Source organism: Nocardia callitridis (genome assembly GCF_039543305.1).
Classification (GTDB): domain Bacteria; phylum Actinomycetota; class Actinomycetes; order Mycobacteriales; family Mycobacteriaceae; genus Nocardia; species Nocardia callitridis.
In genome coordinates this window covers 1,153,460-1,169,503 of sequence record NZ_BAABJM010000001.1, presented here as the reverse complement: position 1 = coordinate 1,169,503, position 16,044 = coordinate 1,153,460, and the positions used below count along the sequence as shown (strand labels likewise).

Below are 16,044 nucleotides of genomic sequence, written 5' to 3'. Positions count from 1 at the left end.
TGTGCGCGCGTGTGCGACAGCACTCGGTGCCAGGAAGGAGTTCGTGCGCCAGTTCACTGATGCCGGTGCAGGTTTCTGGAGGTGATCAGGCAACGGGCGAGGGGTGGTCTCCTCGCCGCACGATTCCAGTGCGTCCCCTGCGTGTTCGGGGATCAGCGAGGGTAGTGGATGGTGCGATGGCAGCGGTCGGATCGATGGTGCCTGACGGGGTCTGTCCGGCGACTATTTCCAGGCGGGTAGTGCCGGGACGTCACCGGTGAGGTCTTCGCCGGGGGAACGGCCGAGCAGCCAGGCGGCCAGGGACGACGCGGGACCGGTGATGGTGGCGGTGGGGTCGGGTCCGATGGTGGCGCTGAAATCCAGGTCGGTGGCACGCACTGTGAACGAGACCGTGTCCTCGGCGGTGCTGCGGTCGAGGTCGGCGCTGGCCTGGGTGAGAACGCGTTCGACGAAATCAGTGGGCCAATCCGAGGGCTGGTAGGCGACATTCAGATCGACGTGGTGGATTTCGGCCTCTTGTAGACGCATCCATCGCACCTCGGTCGCGCGGATCGGATGACCCTGCCGAGTGCGGACCTCGACCTCCCACTGCTGCTGCGAAAGTGCCTTGCCGAGGGCGAGCCAGCGTTCGGCGGCGGTCTCGTTGTCGAGGACCTGCTCGGCGATCGGCCGGGGCGCGCCAGCCTCGATGTCGTGGTCGCGCAGGAAAGTGCTGGCGTACTGCGGGATTTCGATGCCGGTGCGGGCCCAGAGCAGCAGGTTGACCAGACTGTCCGCGTTGCGGGCGAAGTGGGCGAGTACGTGACCGCGCGTCCAACCCGGTAGGAGTGAAGGGCCAGCGAGGTCGTCATCGCTGAGGGTGCGTGCGGTGTCGAACAGCCGTGTGGTTGCCGCCTCGACCGTGTCGAGGGCTACGACGTGGTCGGGCGAGGGATGTTCTCGGGCAGTGCTGGTCACGTTTCGACTCTAACGAGTCGGGTGGGCGAACATCCGCTGCTGCCCGGAGCTGCCTGCGGCCGAATCGTGTTTCGCGCGAATGGACACGACATCGCGGGCCGCCGATGTTGGTGCTGCGATTCGCATTGTGTCCTGCGTGAATCGACACGACCCTGCGGATCTCGAGGACGGCACGGGAGTGGCTTACCGGTTTTCGCCGACCGAAGACATCGAAGGCACCGTCGCGACACCCAATTTTCACCCACAGGTACGCGCACAGCCCGGTCGGCGGGGTAAGCAATGGTGGTGAAAGCTTTGTCTCGTTCCGCTCGCGTCGCGATCGCCCTCGTTGGTGCAGGTGCGGTCGTCGGCTGTTCCGCTTCGGCCCCCGCCACGGATTTCACCGCGACGGCGGGACAGCCGTTGGTGATCTCGATCGACGACCTGCTGGCGAAGACGGGTGGTAGTGCCGCGCTTCGCGTGGCCGACCCCGAGCACGGTGAGCTGAGCAGGCGTACCGATGGCGCGCTGGTGTACACCCCGAAGGAGGGGTATTCGGGTGCGGACGCCTTCGAGGTGACCACCACCGACGCGGTGCGCCTGTACACCACCGACATTCCTACGTTCGGCGAATTCGGCGGGACAACGGTGCAGGGCAGCGGTTTCGGTTCGGCGTTGGCTCCGGTGCCCGGCAGCCCGAACGAGTTCTACGGTCTCACCGATCGTGGTCCCAATGTGGATGGTCCGAACAAGAACGAGAAGATCGCGCCGACACCGGATTTCGTGCCGAAGATCGGCCGGTTCGAGTTGGTCGACAGTCGTGCCGTGTTGCGTTCGACGATCGATCTGCGTACGGCGCGGGGTGTCGCGTTCAACGGTCAGGTCGACGTGTCCGCCGACACCGGGGAAACGATTCTCGACCTGAACGGCAACGTGTTGGCGCCCACCGATCACGGCATCGATCCCGAGGGCTTGGTCGCGTTGTCCGACGGCACGTTCTGGGTGTCGGACGAGTACGGACCCTTCGTCGCCCACTTCGCCGCCGACGGCACCGAGATCGAACGGCTCACGCCGGGACACGGCCTGCCGAAAGAGCTTTCGCTGCGCACCCCGAACCAGGGCATGGAGGGTCTTACGGTGACGCCGGACGGGAACACGTTGGTCGGTGTCATGCAGAGCGCGCTGAACACCCCGGGTCTGGCAGGCTCCGCGAAGGACGTGCCGATGACGAGGATCGTGACGGTCGATCTGAGATCCAAGGCGCAGAAGGAATTCGCGTTGCCGTTGGAGAATCCGAGTTCGACGAAGGTGGCCGATTCGGAGATCACCGCACTGACCGCGACCACGTTCCTGGTCGACGAGCGTGATGGAAACCTGCCGCCGGACGCCAACAAGAAGCTGCGGACCGTGGATATCTCGGGTGCGACCGATATCGGTCCTGCTGCGAAAGTCGCTGGCGCGCATTATGATCCGGAACACGGCGGTTTGCTGGTCGGCGACAAACCGGTGGAGTCGCTTGTCGGTTCGGGCAGTACAGCCGATGGGATCGCGGCGTTGGCCAAGGCGGGCATTACCCCGGTCGCGCGCACCGCGGACTTCGATTTCGCTGGTCTGGTCACCGAACTCGATGCCGACGGCGAATTCTTCGGTCACGACAAGATCGAGGGTGTCGCCACGCTCGACGGTGGCGCCACGCTGTATATCGCCAACGACAGCGATTTCGGCCTTGCCGCGAGCGAGGGCGATCACCCGCCGCTCGGTCTGCTGGCGAAGACGCTGCCGAATGGTGTGCAGGACACCGGCGAGATTCTGTTCGTCGACACGACCAAATTGCCCGCCGAGAAGGACACGCGCACCGTGCGGGTCAAGGTCGAGCAGAGCTGACTCGTTCGGATCGGTCGGTGACGGCGATCCCGAAAACGATCAACCACAGCGAGATCGCACCGACCTGGATGCGCTGGGCGATGCCGAGGGCGTAATGGCCGGACAGGTCGTCGGCGACCATCATCCACACCGTCGCCGCGGTGCCGAGCACCAGGATCGCCGTGCCTACCGTCCGTAGCAGCGCCCAGCGTCGGTAGCGGAACGCGGCGACGCTGAAGGCGATACCCGCCACGGCGATCGAGCACACCGCGAGGCTGCTCGACAGCGCATGCGGCTCGTGCAGTTGTGGAAACAGGGCGCGTGGGCCGCCGCACGTCGTTTTCGGGGTCGGCACGCAGTCGTGCAGTGGCAGCATCGCGTCGGCGATGGTGGCGGCACCGAAGCACAGCAGCGCCACCCAACCGATCGTGCTCCACCGTAGCCGAGCAAACAGCAGCAGACCCGCGATCGCGGCGGGAACCAGCAGCACGCCGACGATCTTGTCCGCGGTGGCGAACACCGCACGATAGGGCTTACCTACCGCGTCGAGTTCGCTCAGGAACGTATTCACCGGGTCGATGTCGATGGGCAGGACGAACTCGAGAATCCAGGACGAATAACACAGTCCTGCGAGGGCGAGCGCCCCGGCCAGCAGCGCCACGGCCACCCGCACACGCTTGGGGCTATCGGTCACATCGGCAATTCTCGCGTGTGTGACCGGACGAATGTGCGACTAGATGTCACCGTGTCCTGATAAGAGTGAGATCACACACGTCATTACCAACCGCTACACAGTGTTCTGTCAGGTTCGGTCGACATTGTTATAGGTAGGCAATATGAGGAGGTCTCCCATGATCGGCTTCGCGACCGCCGTCGCAGGATTAGCGGTGATGGCGGTGATGGTCGCGTCCGGCTACATCGCCGCACACGCGCCGCGCACCCTTGTGCGAGTCAAGCAGGTCAGCTCGCCGCGATAGTCGCCTGAACGCGGTCGGCGGCCTCGATCGGGCTTTCGTGTTCCCACACCCTGACGACCCGCCAGCCCGCGTTGGCGAGTGTGTCGTCGGTGGCGCGGTCGCGCGCGACATTGCCCGCGAGCTTGGTGGCCCACCACTCGGCGTTGTTCTTCGGGTCGGTGGCGTGCCTCGGGCAGCGGTGCCAGAAGCAGCCGTCCACGTAGACGGCGACGCGGCTGCGGGGAAACACCAGATCGGCGCGTCGGCGTTGGCCACGCAGCGGCGCACGGTCCACGAAGTAGCGCAGGCCGCGTCGGTGTAATTCTCTGCGCAAGGCCAGCTCCGGCTTGGTGCCGGTGCGCCGTTGACGGGCCATTCGCGCGCTGGTCGCGGCGTCGGTGCGTGGCGAGGTACTCATGCCGCCCATCCGCCCATGCGGTCGAGGTGGCTTGCCATGTCGTCGAGGAATCCCGGCGGAAATCGCAGATTGCCCATGGTGGTTCTGCGCAGAAATCCCGCGGTCGCCCGCGCGGAGAGCAAGCGCGCGTCGGTGAGGAATTCCCGCAGATCTTCGTAGGGCTCGTGCACGGGCCAGGTCGACAATGGCATGCGATAGGCGACACCGTTGTGCCCCCACGCGGCGACCGGCCATGGCGTTCCCGGTACGAGGTGCTGTTGGCCGGGCAGTGGTGGGAGTGGGTCGGCCAGCCGTCCACCGACCCATTGCGCCATGCGCACGCTCACCGCATTGCCCACCAGCTTCCACCGGTGTCCCTCGCGTACCCCGGGGACGGTGGAAGCCGAAGCGGTCCAACCGGGTTCGAAGCCTTGCAGGCGTTCGGCGTCGATGATGCTGGGAGTGACGATCTCGCCGGAGGGCAGCCGGACCGCGGGCGGACTCGCGATGCCGAGCCCCGACCCACCTTTGAGCGTCGGCACCGCGTTCACCGCCCAACCGAGGCCGCGCACGCCCTCGGTCCAGTAGAAGCCGCACGGATCGTGTTCGGGGTCGCCGACGGTGCGGATTCCCGCGTCCTCGCCGAACAGCACGGTCCTGGGGTCCTCGGTGCGCGAGGCGAGCATCAGCACCCGCCTGCGCCGTTGCGGTAGCCCGAACGCCTGCGCGTCGACCACCCGGTATGCCCAGGTGTAGCCGAGTTCCTCCAGGGCGTCGACGATGTGGCGCATCGCCGCGCCTCGGCCGAGTTGCAGCATGAACGGCACGTTCTCGAGCAACAGCCAGCGCGGCCCGCGCCGGCGGCGTACCAGCCGAAATATCTCGTCGACCAGGCCCGACCTGGTGCCGGTGATACCGGCGGTGCGGCCTGCTTGGGAGAGGTCCTGGCACGGGAACCCCGCCGCGACCAGTTCGGTGTTCGCGGGAATCGCGCGCAATCGGGTGACGTCGGGATGCAGTGGTGTGTCGGGGAATCGGTGGGCGAGCACGCCGCGAGCGCCGGGATCGATCTCGCAGAGCAGTTCGGTGTGCCAGCCGCTGGCGCCGAGTCCTAGTTCGAGTCCACCGATCCCGGCGAACAGTCCGACCATTCGCGCGCTCGCCAACGGCTTCCTCCTCACCTGCACCCATGGACGTCGCCGATGTCGCGTCGTACCCAGGGGTGCAGGTTACTCGAGTCGCGCAAAGCGATCGCCGAACCGTCCGATCGCGGGTGTGCGAGCTGGTACCGTCCGCGTGTCACTTCCTGCGCTCGGTAGGCTGTTGTTCGATAATTTATCCGCGCCGAACGCCACCGTTGACCAGCGGGAAGATGGCCACCGCGGTTCGTGTGTTTGCTTGTGCCCCACCGTTTTCGCTGTTCGGTTGCCAGTAGTTCGGTTTGTCCGCAGTTTGCGTTTCAGCGCCACCAGCTTGTCGGCACACGGTTGTGCCACGCGTGCGTCGTTCGATCGGCCGCGTGACCAGGTTTTCGGCTCGACACAGTTTCCAGAGCGACGCTAGGGAAAGTGAGCGAACAGATGCAGATTCCGTCCACCGCGAACGGGAGCTTTCCCGATGTCGTCGTCACCAGCCTCGCCGCGACCACCTCACTCGCCGGCGATGTCGATTCCACCTGGAAGGGCCTGCTCGGCGGCGACAGCGGCATCGATGTCCTCGAGGACTCGTTCATCGATCAGTTCGAGCTGCCGGTGCGCATCGGCGGCCATCTGAAGGTCTCGCCTGCGGCCTCGTTGACGAAGGCCGAGGTGCGGCAACTGTCGTATGTGGAGCAGATGGCGACCGTGCTCGGGCGTGAGGTGTGGCGCAACGCGGGCAGTCCCGAGGTCGACAAGCATCGCCTCGCGGTGAGCATCGGTACCGGTCTCGGTGGTGCGGAGGCGATCATCGACGCCAGGGACAAGCTGAACAATGGTGGCTACCGCAAGGTTTCGCCGATGACCGTGCAGGCGGTGATGCCCAACGGTGCCGCGGCGTGTGTCGCGATCGAGTTGGGGGCGGGAGCCGGTGTGAGCACCCCGGTTTCGGCATGTTCTTCGGGCTCGGAGGCGATTGCCAACGCGTGGAAGACGATTGTGATGGGCGATGCCGACATGGTGGTCACCGGCGGTGTCGAGGGTTCGATCCAGGCGATCGCGATCGCGGCGTTCACCATGATGCGTGCGATGAGCACCCGCAATGGCGACCCGAAGAGCGCTTCGCGTCCTTTCGATACCGACCGCGACGGTTTCGTCTTCGGCGAGGCCGGCGCGCTGATGGTGCTGGAGACCGAGGAGCACGCGAAAGCACGTGGCGCGACGATCCATGCCAGGTTGCTCGGCGCTGGGATCACCTCCGACGGTTTTCACCTGGTGGCACCCGACCCCTCGGGCGCGGGGGCGGCCCGCGCGATGACGCGGGCGTTGCAGACAGCGGGATTGACGAAAAACGATGTGTCGCACATCAATGCGCACGCCACCGCGACCCCGATCGGTGACACCGCCGAGGCCAGGGCGATCAGCTCGGCGATCGGCAACCATGCTTCGGTGTATGCCCCGAAGTCGGCGCTGGGGCATTCGATCGGCGCGGTGGGCGCGCTGGAGTCGGTGCTCACCGTGCTGTCGGTGCGTGACAGCGTCGTCCCGCCGACGTTGAATCTGGACAACCAGGACCCGGAGGTCGACCTCGACATCGTGCACGGTCAGGCCAGGCAGGGCGCCGTCGATTACGCGGTGAACAACTCGTTCGGATTCGGCGGACACAACGTCGCGCTGACTTTCGGGCGGTACTGAGTCCGCTCGGCGGCGCCAAGGGGCTTTTCAGTACACGAGGTCGCGCCTGCTAGCGTCGGCGACGCTTCGTGATCGACCTGTGTTCGGTGTAACTGCGCGTCCTCGCTGGGACGCGCGTTGGCAAAAGGATAAGGCGATGATCGACGAGACTTTCGATGACTATCTGGACGAGCACGGCAATATCAAGATTCGCGGCGACAAGACGCTGATCGACTTCGTCGACAAGCACAGTGCCGAAAGCGGCGACGACCTCGCCTACCGCTATATCGACTACTCCCGTGAGCGTGACGGCGAGTATCACGAGTTGACCTGGCGGCAGTTCGGTCACCGACTGCGTGCGGTCGCGGCACGGTTGCAGCAGGTCACCGAGCCGGGCGATCGGGTGGCGATTCTGGCGCCGCAGGGCCTGGACTACGTGGTGTCGGTGTTCGCCGCGGTGTATGCGGGCAATATCGCGGTGCCGCTGCTCGACCCCGAGGAGCAGGGGCATTCCGATCGTCTGGAGGCGGTGCTCGCCGATTGTTCGCCCGCTGCCATTCTGACCGTCAGCTCGGCGGCGGGGGGCGTGCGTGACATGTTTCGTGGTCTTCCCGCGCCACGACGGCCGAGAATTCTTGCGGTGGAGGCTGTTCCGGATTCGGTTGGTGCGGCGTGGGTGCGGCCCGATATCAATATCGACAGCGTCGCCTACCTGCAATACACCTCGGGTTCCACGAGAACGCCTGCGGGAGTGGAGATCACCCACCGCGCGGTGGGAACCAATCTGTTGCAGATGATCGACGCCATCGGGGTCACCGAAGATTCGCGCGGGGTCACCTGGCTGCCGATGTTCCACGACATGGGTTTGCTGTGCGTGATTCTGCCGACCATTGCCGGCCGATTCATCACGATCATGTCCCCGAGCGCGTTCGTCCGGCGGCCTTACCGCTGGATCAAGGAATTGGCCGCCGCTTCCGATGGGGCGGGAACCTATGCCGCCGCACCCAACTTCGCGTTCGAGCACGCCGCGGCGCGCGGATTGCCGAAGCAGGACGAGGTGCTCGATCTTTCGAATGTGATCGGCCTGATCAACGGCAGCGAGCCGGTGTCGGTGGCCTCGATGCGCAAGTTCAACGAGGCATTCGAGCCCTATGGTCTATCGCCGAAGGCGATCAAACCCTGCTACGGGATGGCCGAGGCCACCCTGTTCGTCTCCGCCACCAGGGCGCAGGACGAGGCGAAGGTGGTCTATGTCGAGCGGGCCGCCTTGAATTCCGGGCGGATGCGCCAGGTCGACCCCGATTCCGAGGGTGCGATCGCCCAGGTGTCCTGCGGGTATGTGTCGTTGTCGCAGTGGGCGGTGATCGTCGACCAGGAAACGGGCGTCGAACGCGCCGACGGTGAGGTCGGTGAGATCTGGTTGCACGGGGAGAACATGGGCATCGGATATTGGGGACGGCCACAGGAGACCGAAACCACCTTCCGGGCCACGCTCACCCGTCGCAATGCCGAGGCCAGTCACGCCGAGGGTGCCGCCGAGGACGCGAACTGGATGCGCACCGGCGACTACGGCGCCTACCTCGACGGCGAGCTGTACATCACCGGACGGGTGAAGGATCTGGTGATCGTCGACGGTCGCAATCATTACCCGCAGGATCTGGAGTATTCGGCGCAGGAATCGAGCACGGCCTTGCGGCCCGGTTTCGTCGCGGCGTTCTCGGTACCCGCGAACGAGCTGCCCGCGTTGGTGTTCGAGCGCGGCAGTCACGCGGGTCTGCGTTTCGACGCCGACGACACCTCCGAACAGTTGGTGATTGTCGCCGAACGCAATACGGGCGCAGGCAAACTCGACCCGCAACCCATCGCGGACGCTGTGCGCATGGCGGTCGTCCAGCGGCACGCGGTGACTGTGCGCGATGTGCTGCTCGTGCCGGCGGGTTCGATACCGCGTACCTCCAGCGGCAAGATCGCCAGGCGCGCATGCCGTTCGGCGTACCTGGCGGGCACATTGCGCGGCGGGCATCAACAGCAGGCGTTTCCCGATGCGGAGATCGGCGTGGTGTCGCAGACCGCATCGGTGTGAGGCAAGCCCCTTGACCTCGAGTTAACTCGAGGTTGTTGAGTGGGGTGATGTTCCTGGATCAGGCAGGCGCGGGCTCGGCCGAAAATCAGTTGGCCGAGCGTGGTGCTGATGCGAGGCTGGATTGTCGGACCCCGGTGTCATCATCGTCGGGCGATCCATTCCAGGACACCACGATCCACGCATGCCGAGGGGGAGCATTGTCTGTCACCGTGGATTCCGCACCTACCGGAACGGAACCCGACTTACCCGAGCCGCAGCGGCCCGGCCTGCTGCGTTCGCTATTACGCCTCTGGCCCTATCTTCGTCCGCATCGGTGGGCGGTGCTCGCCACGAACGTACTGGCGGTGTTGGCCTGGTCGGGTGCGTTGGCGAGTCCGTTGCTGGTCGCGCGGATCATCGACGGCGCGGTCGCGAACCGCGATTTCGCCGCCGTACTCCTGCCGGTGGTTTTGGTGTTCGTCGTCGGTGTCGCCGAGGCGTTCGGCGTGTGGGGGCGGCGCTGGGTGATCGCCAAGCCTGCCACCAGGTTCGAGATCGACCTGCGCGCGATGATCTTTCGCAAGTTGCAGTCGCTGGCGATCGCGCGCCACGACGGCTGGGAATCGGGGCAGTTGCTTTCGCGCGCGGTGGACGACCTGGCGACCCTGCGGCGTTTCGTCGTCTTCGCCGGTTCGGCCCTCGTACTGCACGGGGTGATGATCCCGGTCGGGTTGCTGGTGCTGCTGGTGCTGAGCTGGCAGATCGGGCTCGCCTTCCTGGTCATCGCGGTCCCGCTGCTGTGGGTGTGCGTGTACTTCGAACGGCGCTTCGCGGTGGCGGCGCGGCGCTCGCAGGATCAGGCGGGCGACCTCGCCACGACCGCGGAGGAATCGACGCAGGGCGTGCGCGTGCTCAAGGCATTCGGTCGCGGCGTGTTCTTCGGTGGTCGGTTCATCGCGCAGTCACGCGCGCTGCGCAGGACCGAACTGGTCAAGGTGCGCCTGGACGCGATGCTGTGGCCTTCGATGACGGTATTGCCGAGACTCGCGATCGTGTTCGCGCTCGGCTACGGCGGGTACGCGGTGGTGCACGGCTCGATGACGCTGGGCGCGTTGGTCGCCAGCATGACGCTGGCCAGCTTCCTCCAGTGGCCGATCGCCTGGACCGGATTCCTGCTCGCCGAGCTGAACAACGCGCGCACCGCCGCCGACAGGTACTGGGAAATCATGGACATTCCCCTCGACATCACCGACCCGCCCGACCCGGTGGCCTTACCGTCGCGGACCGGTGGCCGATTGCGTTTCGACACCGTACGTTTCGGCTTCCCCGGCGCGGAAGACGAAGTGCTGCGCGGAGTCTCGTTCACCGTGGAGCAGGGGGAGACGGTCGCGCTCGTCGGTGCGAGCGGGAGCGGAAAGACCGCGCTGCTCAACCTGGTTCCTCGCCTCTACGACGTCACCGCCGGTGCGATCACCATCGACGGCCTCGACATCGCGCGATTGCGGATCGCGGATCTGCGCTCGCTGGTGTCGGTGGCCTTCGAAGACCCGGTGCTGTTCTCGGCCAGCGTGCGGGAGAACGTCGCGCTCCGTGATCCCGGTGCCAGCGACGCCGAAGTTCGGCGCGCGCTCGCGGTGGCGCAGGCGAGCGAATTCGTGGACGAGCTGCCGTGGGGCCTCGACACCAGGATCGGCGAACAAGGATTGAGCCTGTCGGGTGGGCAACGGCAGCGGCTCGCCCTGGCGCGCGCGGTGTTGCGCGGGTCGGTCGTCGGTGCGCGGGCCGACGATCACCACCGTGTCATCGTGCTCGACGATCCGCTCTCGGCGCTGGATGTGCGCACCGAAGAGTTGGTGCAACAACGGCTGCGTGCGGTGCTGGCGGACGCGACCACACTGCTTGTGGCGCATCGTCCTTCGACGGCGGCGCTGGCGGATCGCGTCGTGGTACTCGAGGACGGTCGCATCGTCGACGAAGGAACACACGAACAACTGCTGCGCAGCAGCGATCATTACCGCGCGCTGATGGGAGGGGCGCCGCGATGAGCACCGGTACCGATACCTCGAAGTCCGAGACGAACGCTCTCGCGCCGGTCGCCGACGAGGCGGCGCCGCGAAGCGGTGACGCGGTCGCCGACTGGCGCGGCATCGCCGGTGAGGAAAAAGAGGTCACCGTCACCGGGAACCGGGTGCTGGCCGGGCGCTCCCGGCGCCTGCTGCTCGACCTGATTCGCCCGTACCGCAAGCTCACCGCGCTGGTGCTCGTGCTCGTCGTGCTCGAGAACCTGCTGCACGTCTCGTCGCCGCTGTTCATCGCGCACGGCATCGACGCGGGAATAGCCCAGGGCGCCAAGGGAAACTGGGCGCCGCTGATCTGGAGCGCGGGCGGCTACCTCGCGACCTCCCTGGTCGGCGGCCTCACCCTCTTCGCCTTCCTGCGACTGTCCGGCAAGCTCAGCCAGAGCGTGCTGTTCGACCTGCGCACCCGCGCCTTCACCCACATGCAGCGGCTCAGCGTCTCCTTCCACGAGCAGTACACCTCGGGTAAGGCCGTCGCTCGGCTCACCAGCGATATCGAAACGCTGCAACAACTGTTGGAGAGCGCCCTCAATCAGGCACTGAGCGCGATCCTTTCGGTGCTCACCATCGCGGGCATCCTGATCTACCTCGACCAGGGGCTCGCGGTCATCGTTTTGGTCGGATTCGTGCCGCTGCTGTGGGTGACGCGCTGGGCGCAGCGCAGGCAGCGCGCGGGATACCGGCGTACCAGGGGCGCGATCGCGCGCGTGGTGGTGCAGTTCGTCGAATCCATGGGTGGCATGCGCGCGGTGCAGACCTTTCGGCGCGAGCGCCGCAACGAGTCGGTGTTGGCGGCCGAGGACGAGCAGTACCGCGCCGCGACGGTTATGGCGATGCGGGGGATGGGCGACTATGCCGGGCTCACCCGTCTGCTCGGCAACCTCACGAAGGTGCTGGTGATCGCGGTCGGCGCGTGGCAGGTGATCGAGGGCAACCTCGCGGTCGGCGTGCTCGCGGCATACCTGTTGTACCTCAACGAGTTCTACGATCCGCTCGACGAATTGGCGCAGGTGTTCAACGCCTACCAGTCCGCGGCGGCCGCGTTGGAGAAGATCTCCGGGGTGTTGGAGGAAGAGCCCGAGGTCCAGGAGCCGCGCGATCCGGTGCACCGTACCGAGGTGCAGGGTGCTGTGCGGATCGAACGAGTCTGGTTCGGTTACGGATCGCGGTCGGGTTCGGATACCGAGGAACCCGCGCGCCCTGTGCTACCGGAATTCGACTTGGACATCCCCGCGGGCCAGGTGATCGCGCTGGTCGGCGCCACCGGCGCGGGCAAGTCGACCTTGGCCAAACTGCTCACCCGGTTTTACGATCCGGTCGGCGGCGCGCTCTACCTGGACGACGTCGACCTGCGCCGAATCACCGACGCCGATCTGCGCCGCCACGTCGTGATGGTCACCCAGGAGGCGTACCTGTTCTCCGGCTCGGTGGCCGACAACATCCGACTCGGGCGACCGGAAGCAACCGACGCCGAGGTACACGCCGCCGCACGCGCCGTCGGCCTCTACGACTTCGTGCGGACCCTGCCCGAGGGCTTCGACACCGACGTGCGCAAGCGCGGCGGCAGATTGTCGGCGGGCCAGCGCCAACTGGTCGCCTTCGCCAGAGTGTTCCTGGCCGACCCCGCGGTTCTGGTCTTGGACGAGGCCACCTCCAGCCTCGACATTCCCAGCGAACGCCTGGTGCAACACGCCCTGGAACGGCTACTGCACGGCCGCACCGCCGTGATCATCGCCCACCGCCTGTCCACCGTGGAAATCGCCGACCGCGTGCTGGTGATGGAATCCGGCCGCATCATCGAAGACGGCACCCCAGCCGACCTGATCGCGACCACCGGCCGCTTCGCCAGCCTGCACGCGGCGTGGCGAGAGTCGTTGGTGTGAAACGATGTACGTCGCAGGCCTCGTCCGCTGCGGGGCATCCCACGTTGCTCGCCACCTGGCCTCGACGGGGCGGTGACAGATCCACGGTATGGCTGTCCGCGTGCGTCGGGAACGATATTTCGGCCGGTTGTCCTGCTCGGCTACAGCGGAACAAAGGCATGGGCGGGTTTCTACACCTTCTACCAGGTCAGGCGTGAACTGTGCGATGCGCCTGGGTGTCGCCCTTGCCCGTCATTCCGGCAAGGACGGTCATACCGGCAAAAGGCAAAGGGTGCAGGCGCGAAAAGCTGTTCGTTGCAGTAGAACGCGGCGGGTGAGTCGAGAAGAACTTGCCCGCGTCGGTCTGCGCCCGCAGGGACGCGGAGTCCGCGCCGCCACCCTCGCATATTGCGCAGTTGTCGGCTCGCCGCGACATCGAGGCAGTCTGGTCGAGCGCGAAACTACGACCGATTCGCGCGGTCGCGACCCGAGTTTCACATCGGGAGGAAAGTGGTCAGTTCCCGCGCACGCTGGGCGAGGAGTGTGCCATGGGTGATCCAGCGTCGTGTCGTGCTCGTCAAGGCGCAGGGCAGGGCGATTCCCGACGCGATCAGCAAGCCGGAGAACAGGAACAAGGGCAAGCCGACGATGTTGTGGTTCATCATGTTCACGATCAGGATGAAGCCAGCGAAAGCCGCACCGACAAGCGCGCAGAAAATGGTCAGGACCTGACCTGAGCGTCGTCCGGACAGCAGTAGCAGTCCCGCGCCCGCCCACACGGCAGTGGCCAGCAGGTAGACGCCGAGTCCTACCAGTGTCTCGGTCGCGTATTTTGGGTCCCATTGCTCGAACGCGAGGATCACCGAAATGACAGTCACGCACGTCATCGCCAGTGCGACGACGAGCGTGGCGAGCGCGGAGACAAGAGCCGCCACAGGCCGTTTCGGTGGCTCGAGCTCAACGGGAATTTCGCTTGGTGGTTCGGCTTCGCGCATTACCGGATTCGCGTGCGGACCAGGACCGGCAAGCGGCCCCATGCTCGGCATCATGGCGTGCGCGGGCGCGTTGAATACGGTCGGTGCGAAACGCGCGGCGATGTGCCGTCCGTCGAGCGCAGCACGCATGGTGGCGAGGAATTCGCCACAGCTGGCGAACCTTTCGTCCGGTCGTTTGGCCATGGCGCGCTCGAGAACCGCGTCCACGGTGGGAGGCAGGTCCGGCCGGACGCCGGTCAGGCGTGGCACCGGCTGCATGAGGTGGCCCATGATGACCTGCCCCGGATTCGTCGCGACGAAAGGCGGCTGGCCCGCGAGCATCGCGAACAGGGTGCATGCCAAGGAGTACTGATCGGACCGGTGATCCACCACCTCGCCGGAGAGCTGTTCGGGCGAGGCGTAGGCGAGCGTCGCGGTGACCGATCCCGTCGCCGTGAGTTGGGTGCTCGCGGTATCGGTCAGCCTGGCGATGCCGAAATCGGTGAGGACCGCGCGGCTTTCGCGGTGTGCCTCGGCGTCCGCGATGAGGATATTGGCGGGTTTGACGTCGCGGTGCAGGACGCCACAGCTGTGGGCGTAGTCGAGCGCGGCCGCGGTTTCGCTCAGCATGGCCACGGTGTCCGCCGGAGCATGAGCCGAGGCATCCCAGTTCGTGGCGTCGGTGCCGCGAATGTATTGCATCGCGATCCACAGTTGACCGTCGTCGACGCCCCGGTCGAAGACGGCGACGATTCCCGGATGCTCGAGCCGGGCGATGATATCGGCTTCCCGTTCGAAGCGGCGGCTCAGTTCCGGATCGGTTGCTTCGTTCATGCCGGTCATGACCTTGAGCGCGACGCTGCGCGGCAACCGTGGATGGCGTGCGAGGTACACCGTGCCCATCCCGCCCCGGCCGATCACCTGTTCGATCGAGTAACCACCGATTTCCGAACCCCCACGCACAGTGGCAGACGCTACCTGGCCGAGACACATCGCCGAAATCGTGGATACCGGTGCGCGGGGCGACCCATCGCTGCCCGCACTCGGCCTGACGACGGTCGGCGTCGGCGGCCACCTCGCCCACGCTCTCGGTGCGGGCGTCCACCGTTGGCAAGGTCCTCTGTCGACCACACACCGGACACGGCCGGCGCACTGCGCGACATTCCCGACAACCGGCGCACTCTCGCCGAGTGCCACTGACGCTCGGGTACGTCTAGCGATCGTCGCCAGTGGGACGATCACTCGGTCGAACAGGGCGCATATCGGGGGTATGCCGCTACTCGGTCGAGCGAGAGCGGGAGTTGTATTCGTGCCGGTCGCTGTGCACCGGCGACGACGTCGACGTACTCGGCCACGAAGTCGATGCGATCACCATGTTGTGCCGAGGGATGGGGGATGTCGCCTACGGTAGACAGGTGACGAATCAAGCCCCCGGATCCGCGAACCAAGCCTCCGGCACCGCGCCCGCGGCCGAGGGTAAACCCGCGTCGAGGTGGCCGACGATGCTGACGTGGCGCGCGCACAATGGTGCACGGATGGAGTCGGTGCGCGTCACCGTCAATGGCAATCGGATTCGCGCCGCGGGCCGCATGATCGGTGCCGACAGCGTTGATCATCCGCCGTTCAGCGCGTCCTACGATCTCGTCACCGATGAGAACGGCGCGACGAAACGACTCTCGTTGCGCACCACGACGCAGGCGGGTGAGCGGCATGCCTCGATCGCGCGCGACGAGGAGAACTACTGGCTGGTCGACACCGAGAGCGACCGTGGCCGCTCCACCTTCGCCGGTGCGCTCGACGTCGACGTGGTGCTGAGCCCATTCTTCAATACGCTGCCGATCCGCCGATTCGGACTGCATTACGCGTTCGACGAGGTGCAGATCCCGGTGGTGTATGTGCGACTACCCGACCTGTTGGTGCAGGAGGCGACGCTCGTCTACAGCAGCGGTACCGACGGCATCAGCGTGCTGTCACCGGTCTCGAGCGCGACCGTCACCGTCGACCCCGATGGGTTCCTGCTCGACTATCCCGGCTTGGCCGAGCGGGTCTGAGCCGTCGGCGCGGCGGGTGGCGGGCCGATTCCCTCGAATACCGGCGTCGGCGGCG

General features: G+C 66.2%; 13 protein-coding genes. 8 read left to right on the top strand and 5 right to left on the bottom strand.

Annotation, left to right across the window (positions count from 1 at the left end):
• Positions 1-222: 222 nt before the first annotated feature.
• The gene (locus ABEA50_RS05000; RefSeq protein ID WP_345493831.1) at positions 223-957 is read right to left on the bottom strand and encodes a maleylpyruvate isomerase family mycothiol-dependent enzyme; all 735 of its coding nucleotides are present in this window, start codon (positions 955-957) and stop codon (positions 223-225) included.
• Between the two features lie 136 nt (positions 958-1,093).
• On the opposite strand from ABEA50_RS05000, the gene ABEA50_RS04995 reads away from it, so the two are divergent.
• Complete coding sequence (locus ABEA50_RS04995; protein ID WP_345493830.1) at positions 1,094-1,246, top strand: hypothetical protein; 153 nt, start codon at positions 1,094-1,096, stop codon at positions 1,244-1,246.
• Positions 1,243-2,820 (top strand): esterase-like activity of phytase family protein, encoded by a 1,578-nt coding sequence (locus ABEA50_RS04990; protein ID WP_425577529.1) that lies wholly within the window; start codon positions 1,243-1,245, stop codon positions 2,818-2,820. The genes ABEA50_RS04995 and ABEA50_RS04990 overlap by 4 nt, the downstream gene beginning before the upstream one ends.
• Here ABEA50_RS04990 and ABEA50_RS04985 read toward each other — a convergent pair.
• Positions 2,801-3,493 (bottom strand): DUF998 domain-containing protein, encoded by a 693-nt coding sequence (locus ABEA50_RS04985; protein ID WP_345493827.1) that lies wholly within the window; start codon positions 3,491-3,493, stop codon positions 2,801-2,803. The two genes, ABEA50_RS04990 and ABEA50_RS04985, sit on opposite strands and share 20 nt — an antisense overlap.
• Before the next feature lie 157 nt (positions 3,494-3,650).
• Between ABEA50_RS04985 and ABEA50_RS04980 the strand changes: the two genes are divergently transcribed.
• A complete protein-coding gene (locus tag ABEA50_RS04980; protein ID WP_345493826.1) occupies positions 3,651-3,776 on the top strand; it encodes a hypothetical protein in 126 nt (41 codons plus the stop codon).
• On the opposite strand, the gene ABEA50_RS04975 is transcribed toward ABEA50_RS04980, so the two are convergent.
• Both ABEA50_RS04975 and ABEA50_RS04970 read right to left on the bottom strand, forming a co-directional pair.
• The gene (locus ABEA50_RS04975) at positions 3,760-4,173 is read right to left on the bottom strand and encodes a very short patch repair endonuclease (RefSeq protein WP_345493825.1); all 414 of its coding nucleotides are present in this window, start codon (positions 4,171-4,173) and stop codon (positions 3,760-3,762) included. The two genes, ABEA50_RS04980 and ABEA50_RS04975, sit on opposite strands and share 17 nt — an antisense overlap.
• Complete coding sequence (locus ABEA50_RS04970; protein WP_345494659.1) at positions 4,170-5,303, bottom strand: DNA cytosine methyltransferase; 1,134 nt, start codon at positions 5,301-5,303, stop codon at positions 4,170-4,172. Before ABEA50_RS04970 ends, ABEA50_RS04975 begins: the two co-directional genes overlap by 4 nt.
• A gap of 429 nt (positions 5,304-5,732) precedes the next feature.
• Here ABEA50_RS04970 and ABEA50_RS04965 point away from each other — a divergent pair, with 429 nt between their 5' ends.
• The 4 genes from ABEA50_RS04965 to ABEA50_RS04950 all read left to right on the top strand — a co-directional run bounded on the left by ABEA50_RS04965 (position 5,733) and on the right by ABEA50_RS04950 (position 12,985).
• Positions 5,733-6,983 (top strand): KasA/KasB family beta-ketoacyl-ACP synthase, encoded by a 1,251-nt coding sequence (locus tag ABEA50_RS04965; RefSeq protein WP_345494658.1) that lies wholly within the window; start codon positions 5,733-5,735, stop codon positions 6,981-6,983.
• A gap of 136 nt (positions 6,984-7,119) precedes the next feature.
• Positions 7,120-9,045, top strand: a complete 1,926-nt coding sequence (gene fadD32 / locus ABEA50_RS04960; protein ID WP_425577528.1) for a long-chain-fatty-acid--AMP ligase FadD32 — start codon at positions 7,120-7,122, stop codon at positions 9,043-9,045.
• Positions 9,046-9,254: 209 nt separating this feature from the next.
• Complete coding sequence (locus ABEA50_RS04955) at positions 9,255-11,069, top strand: ABC transporter ATP-binding protein (protein ID WP_345493824.1); 1,815 nt, start codon at positions 9,255-9,257, stop codon at positions 11,067-11,069.
• Positions 11,066-12,985 (top strand): ABC transporter ATP-binding protein, encoded by a 1,920-nt coding sequence (locus tag ABEA50_RS04950; RefSeq protein ID WP_345493823.1) that lies wholly within the window; start codon positions 11,066-11,068, stop codon positions 12,983-12,985. Before ABEA50_RS04955 ends, ABEA50_RS04950 begins: the two co-directional genes overlap by 4 nt.
• Before the next feature lie 473 nt (positions 12,986-13,458).
• Here ABEA50_RS04950 and ABEA50_RS04945 read toward each other — a convergent pair whose 3' ends face one another.
• Complete coding sequence (locus ABEA50_RS04945) at positions 13,459-14,901, bottom strand: serine/threonine-protein kinase (protein WP_345493822.1); 1,443 nt, start codon at positions 14,899-14,901, stop codon at positions 13,459-13,461.
• A 539-nt stretch (positions 14,902-15,440) separates the two neighbouring features.
• Between ABEA50_RS04945 and ABEA50_RS04940 the strand changes: the two genes are divergently transcribed.
• Entirely contained in the window at positions 15,441-15,989 is a 549-nt protein-coding gene (locus tag ABEA50_RS04940; RefSeq protein WP_345494655.1) for a putative glycolipid-binding domain-containing protein, read from the top strand.
• Positions 15,990-16,044: the final 55 nt, after the last annotated feature.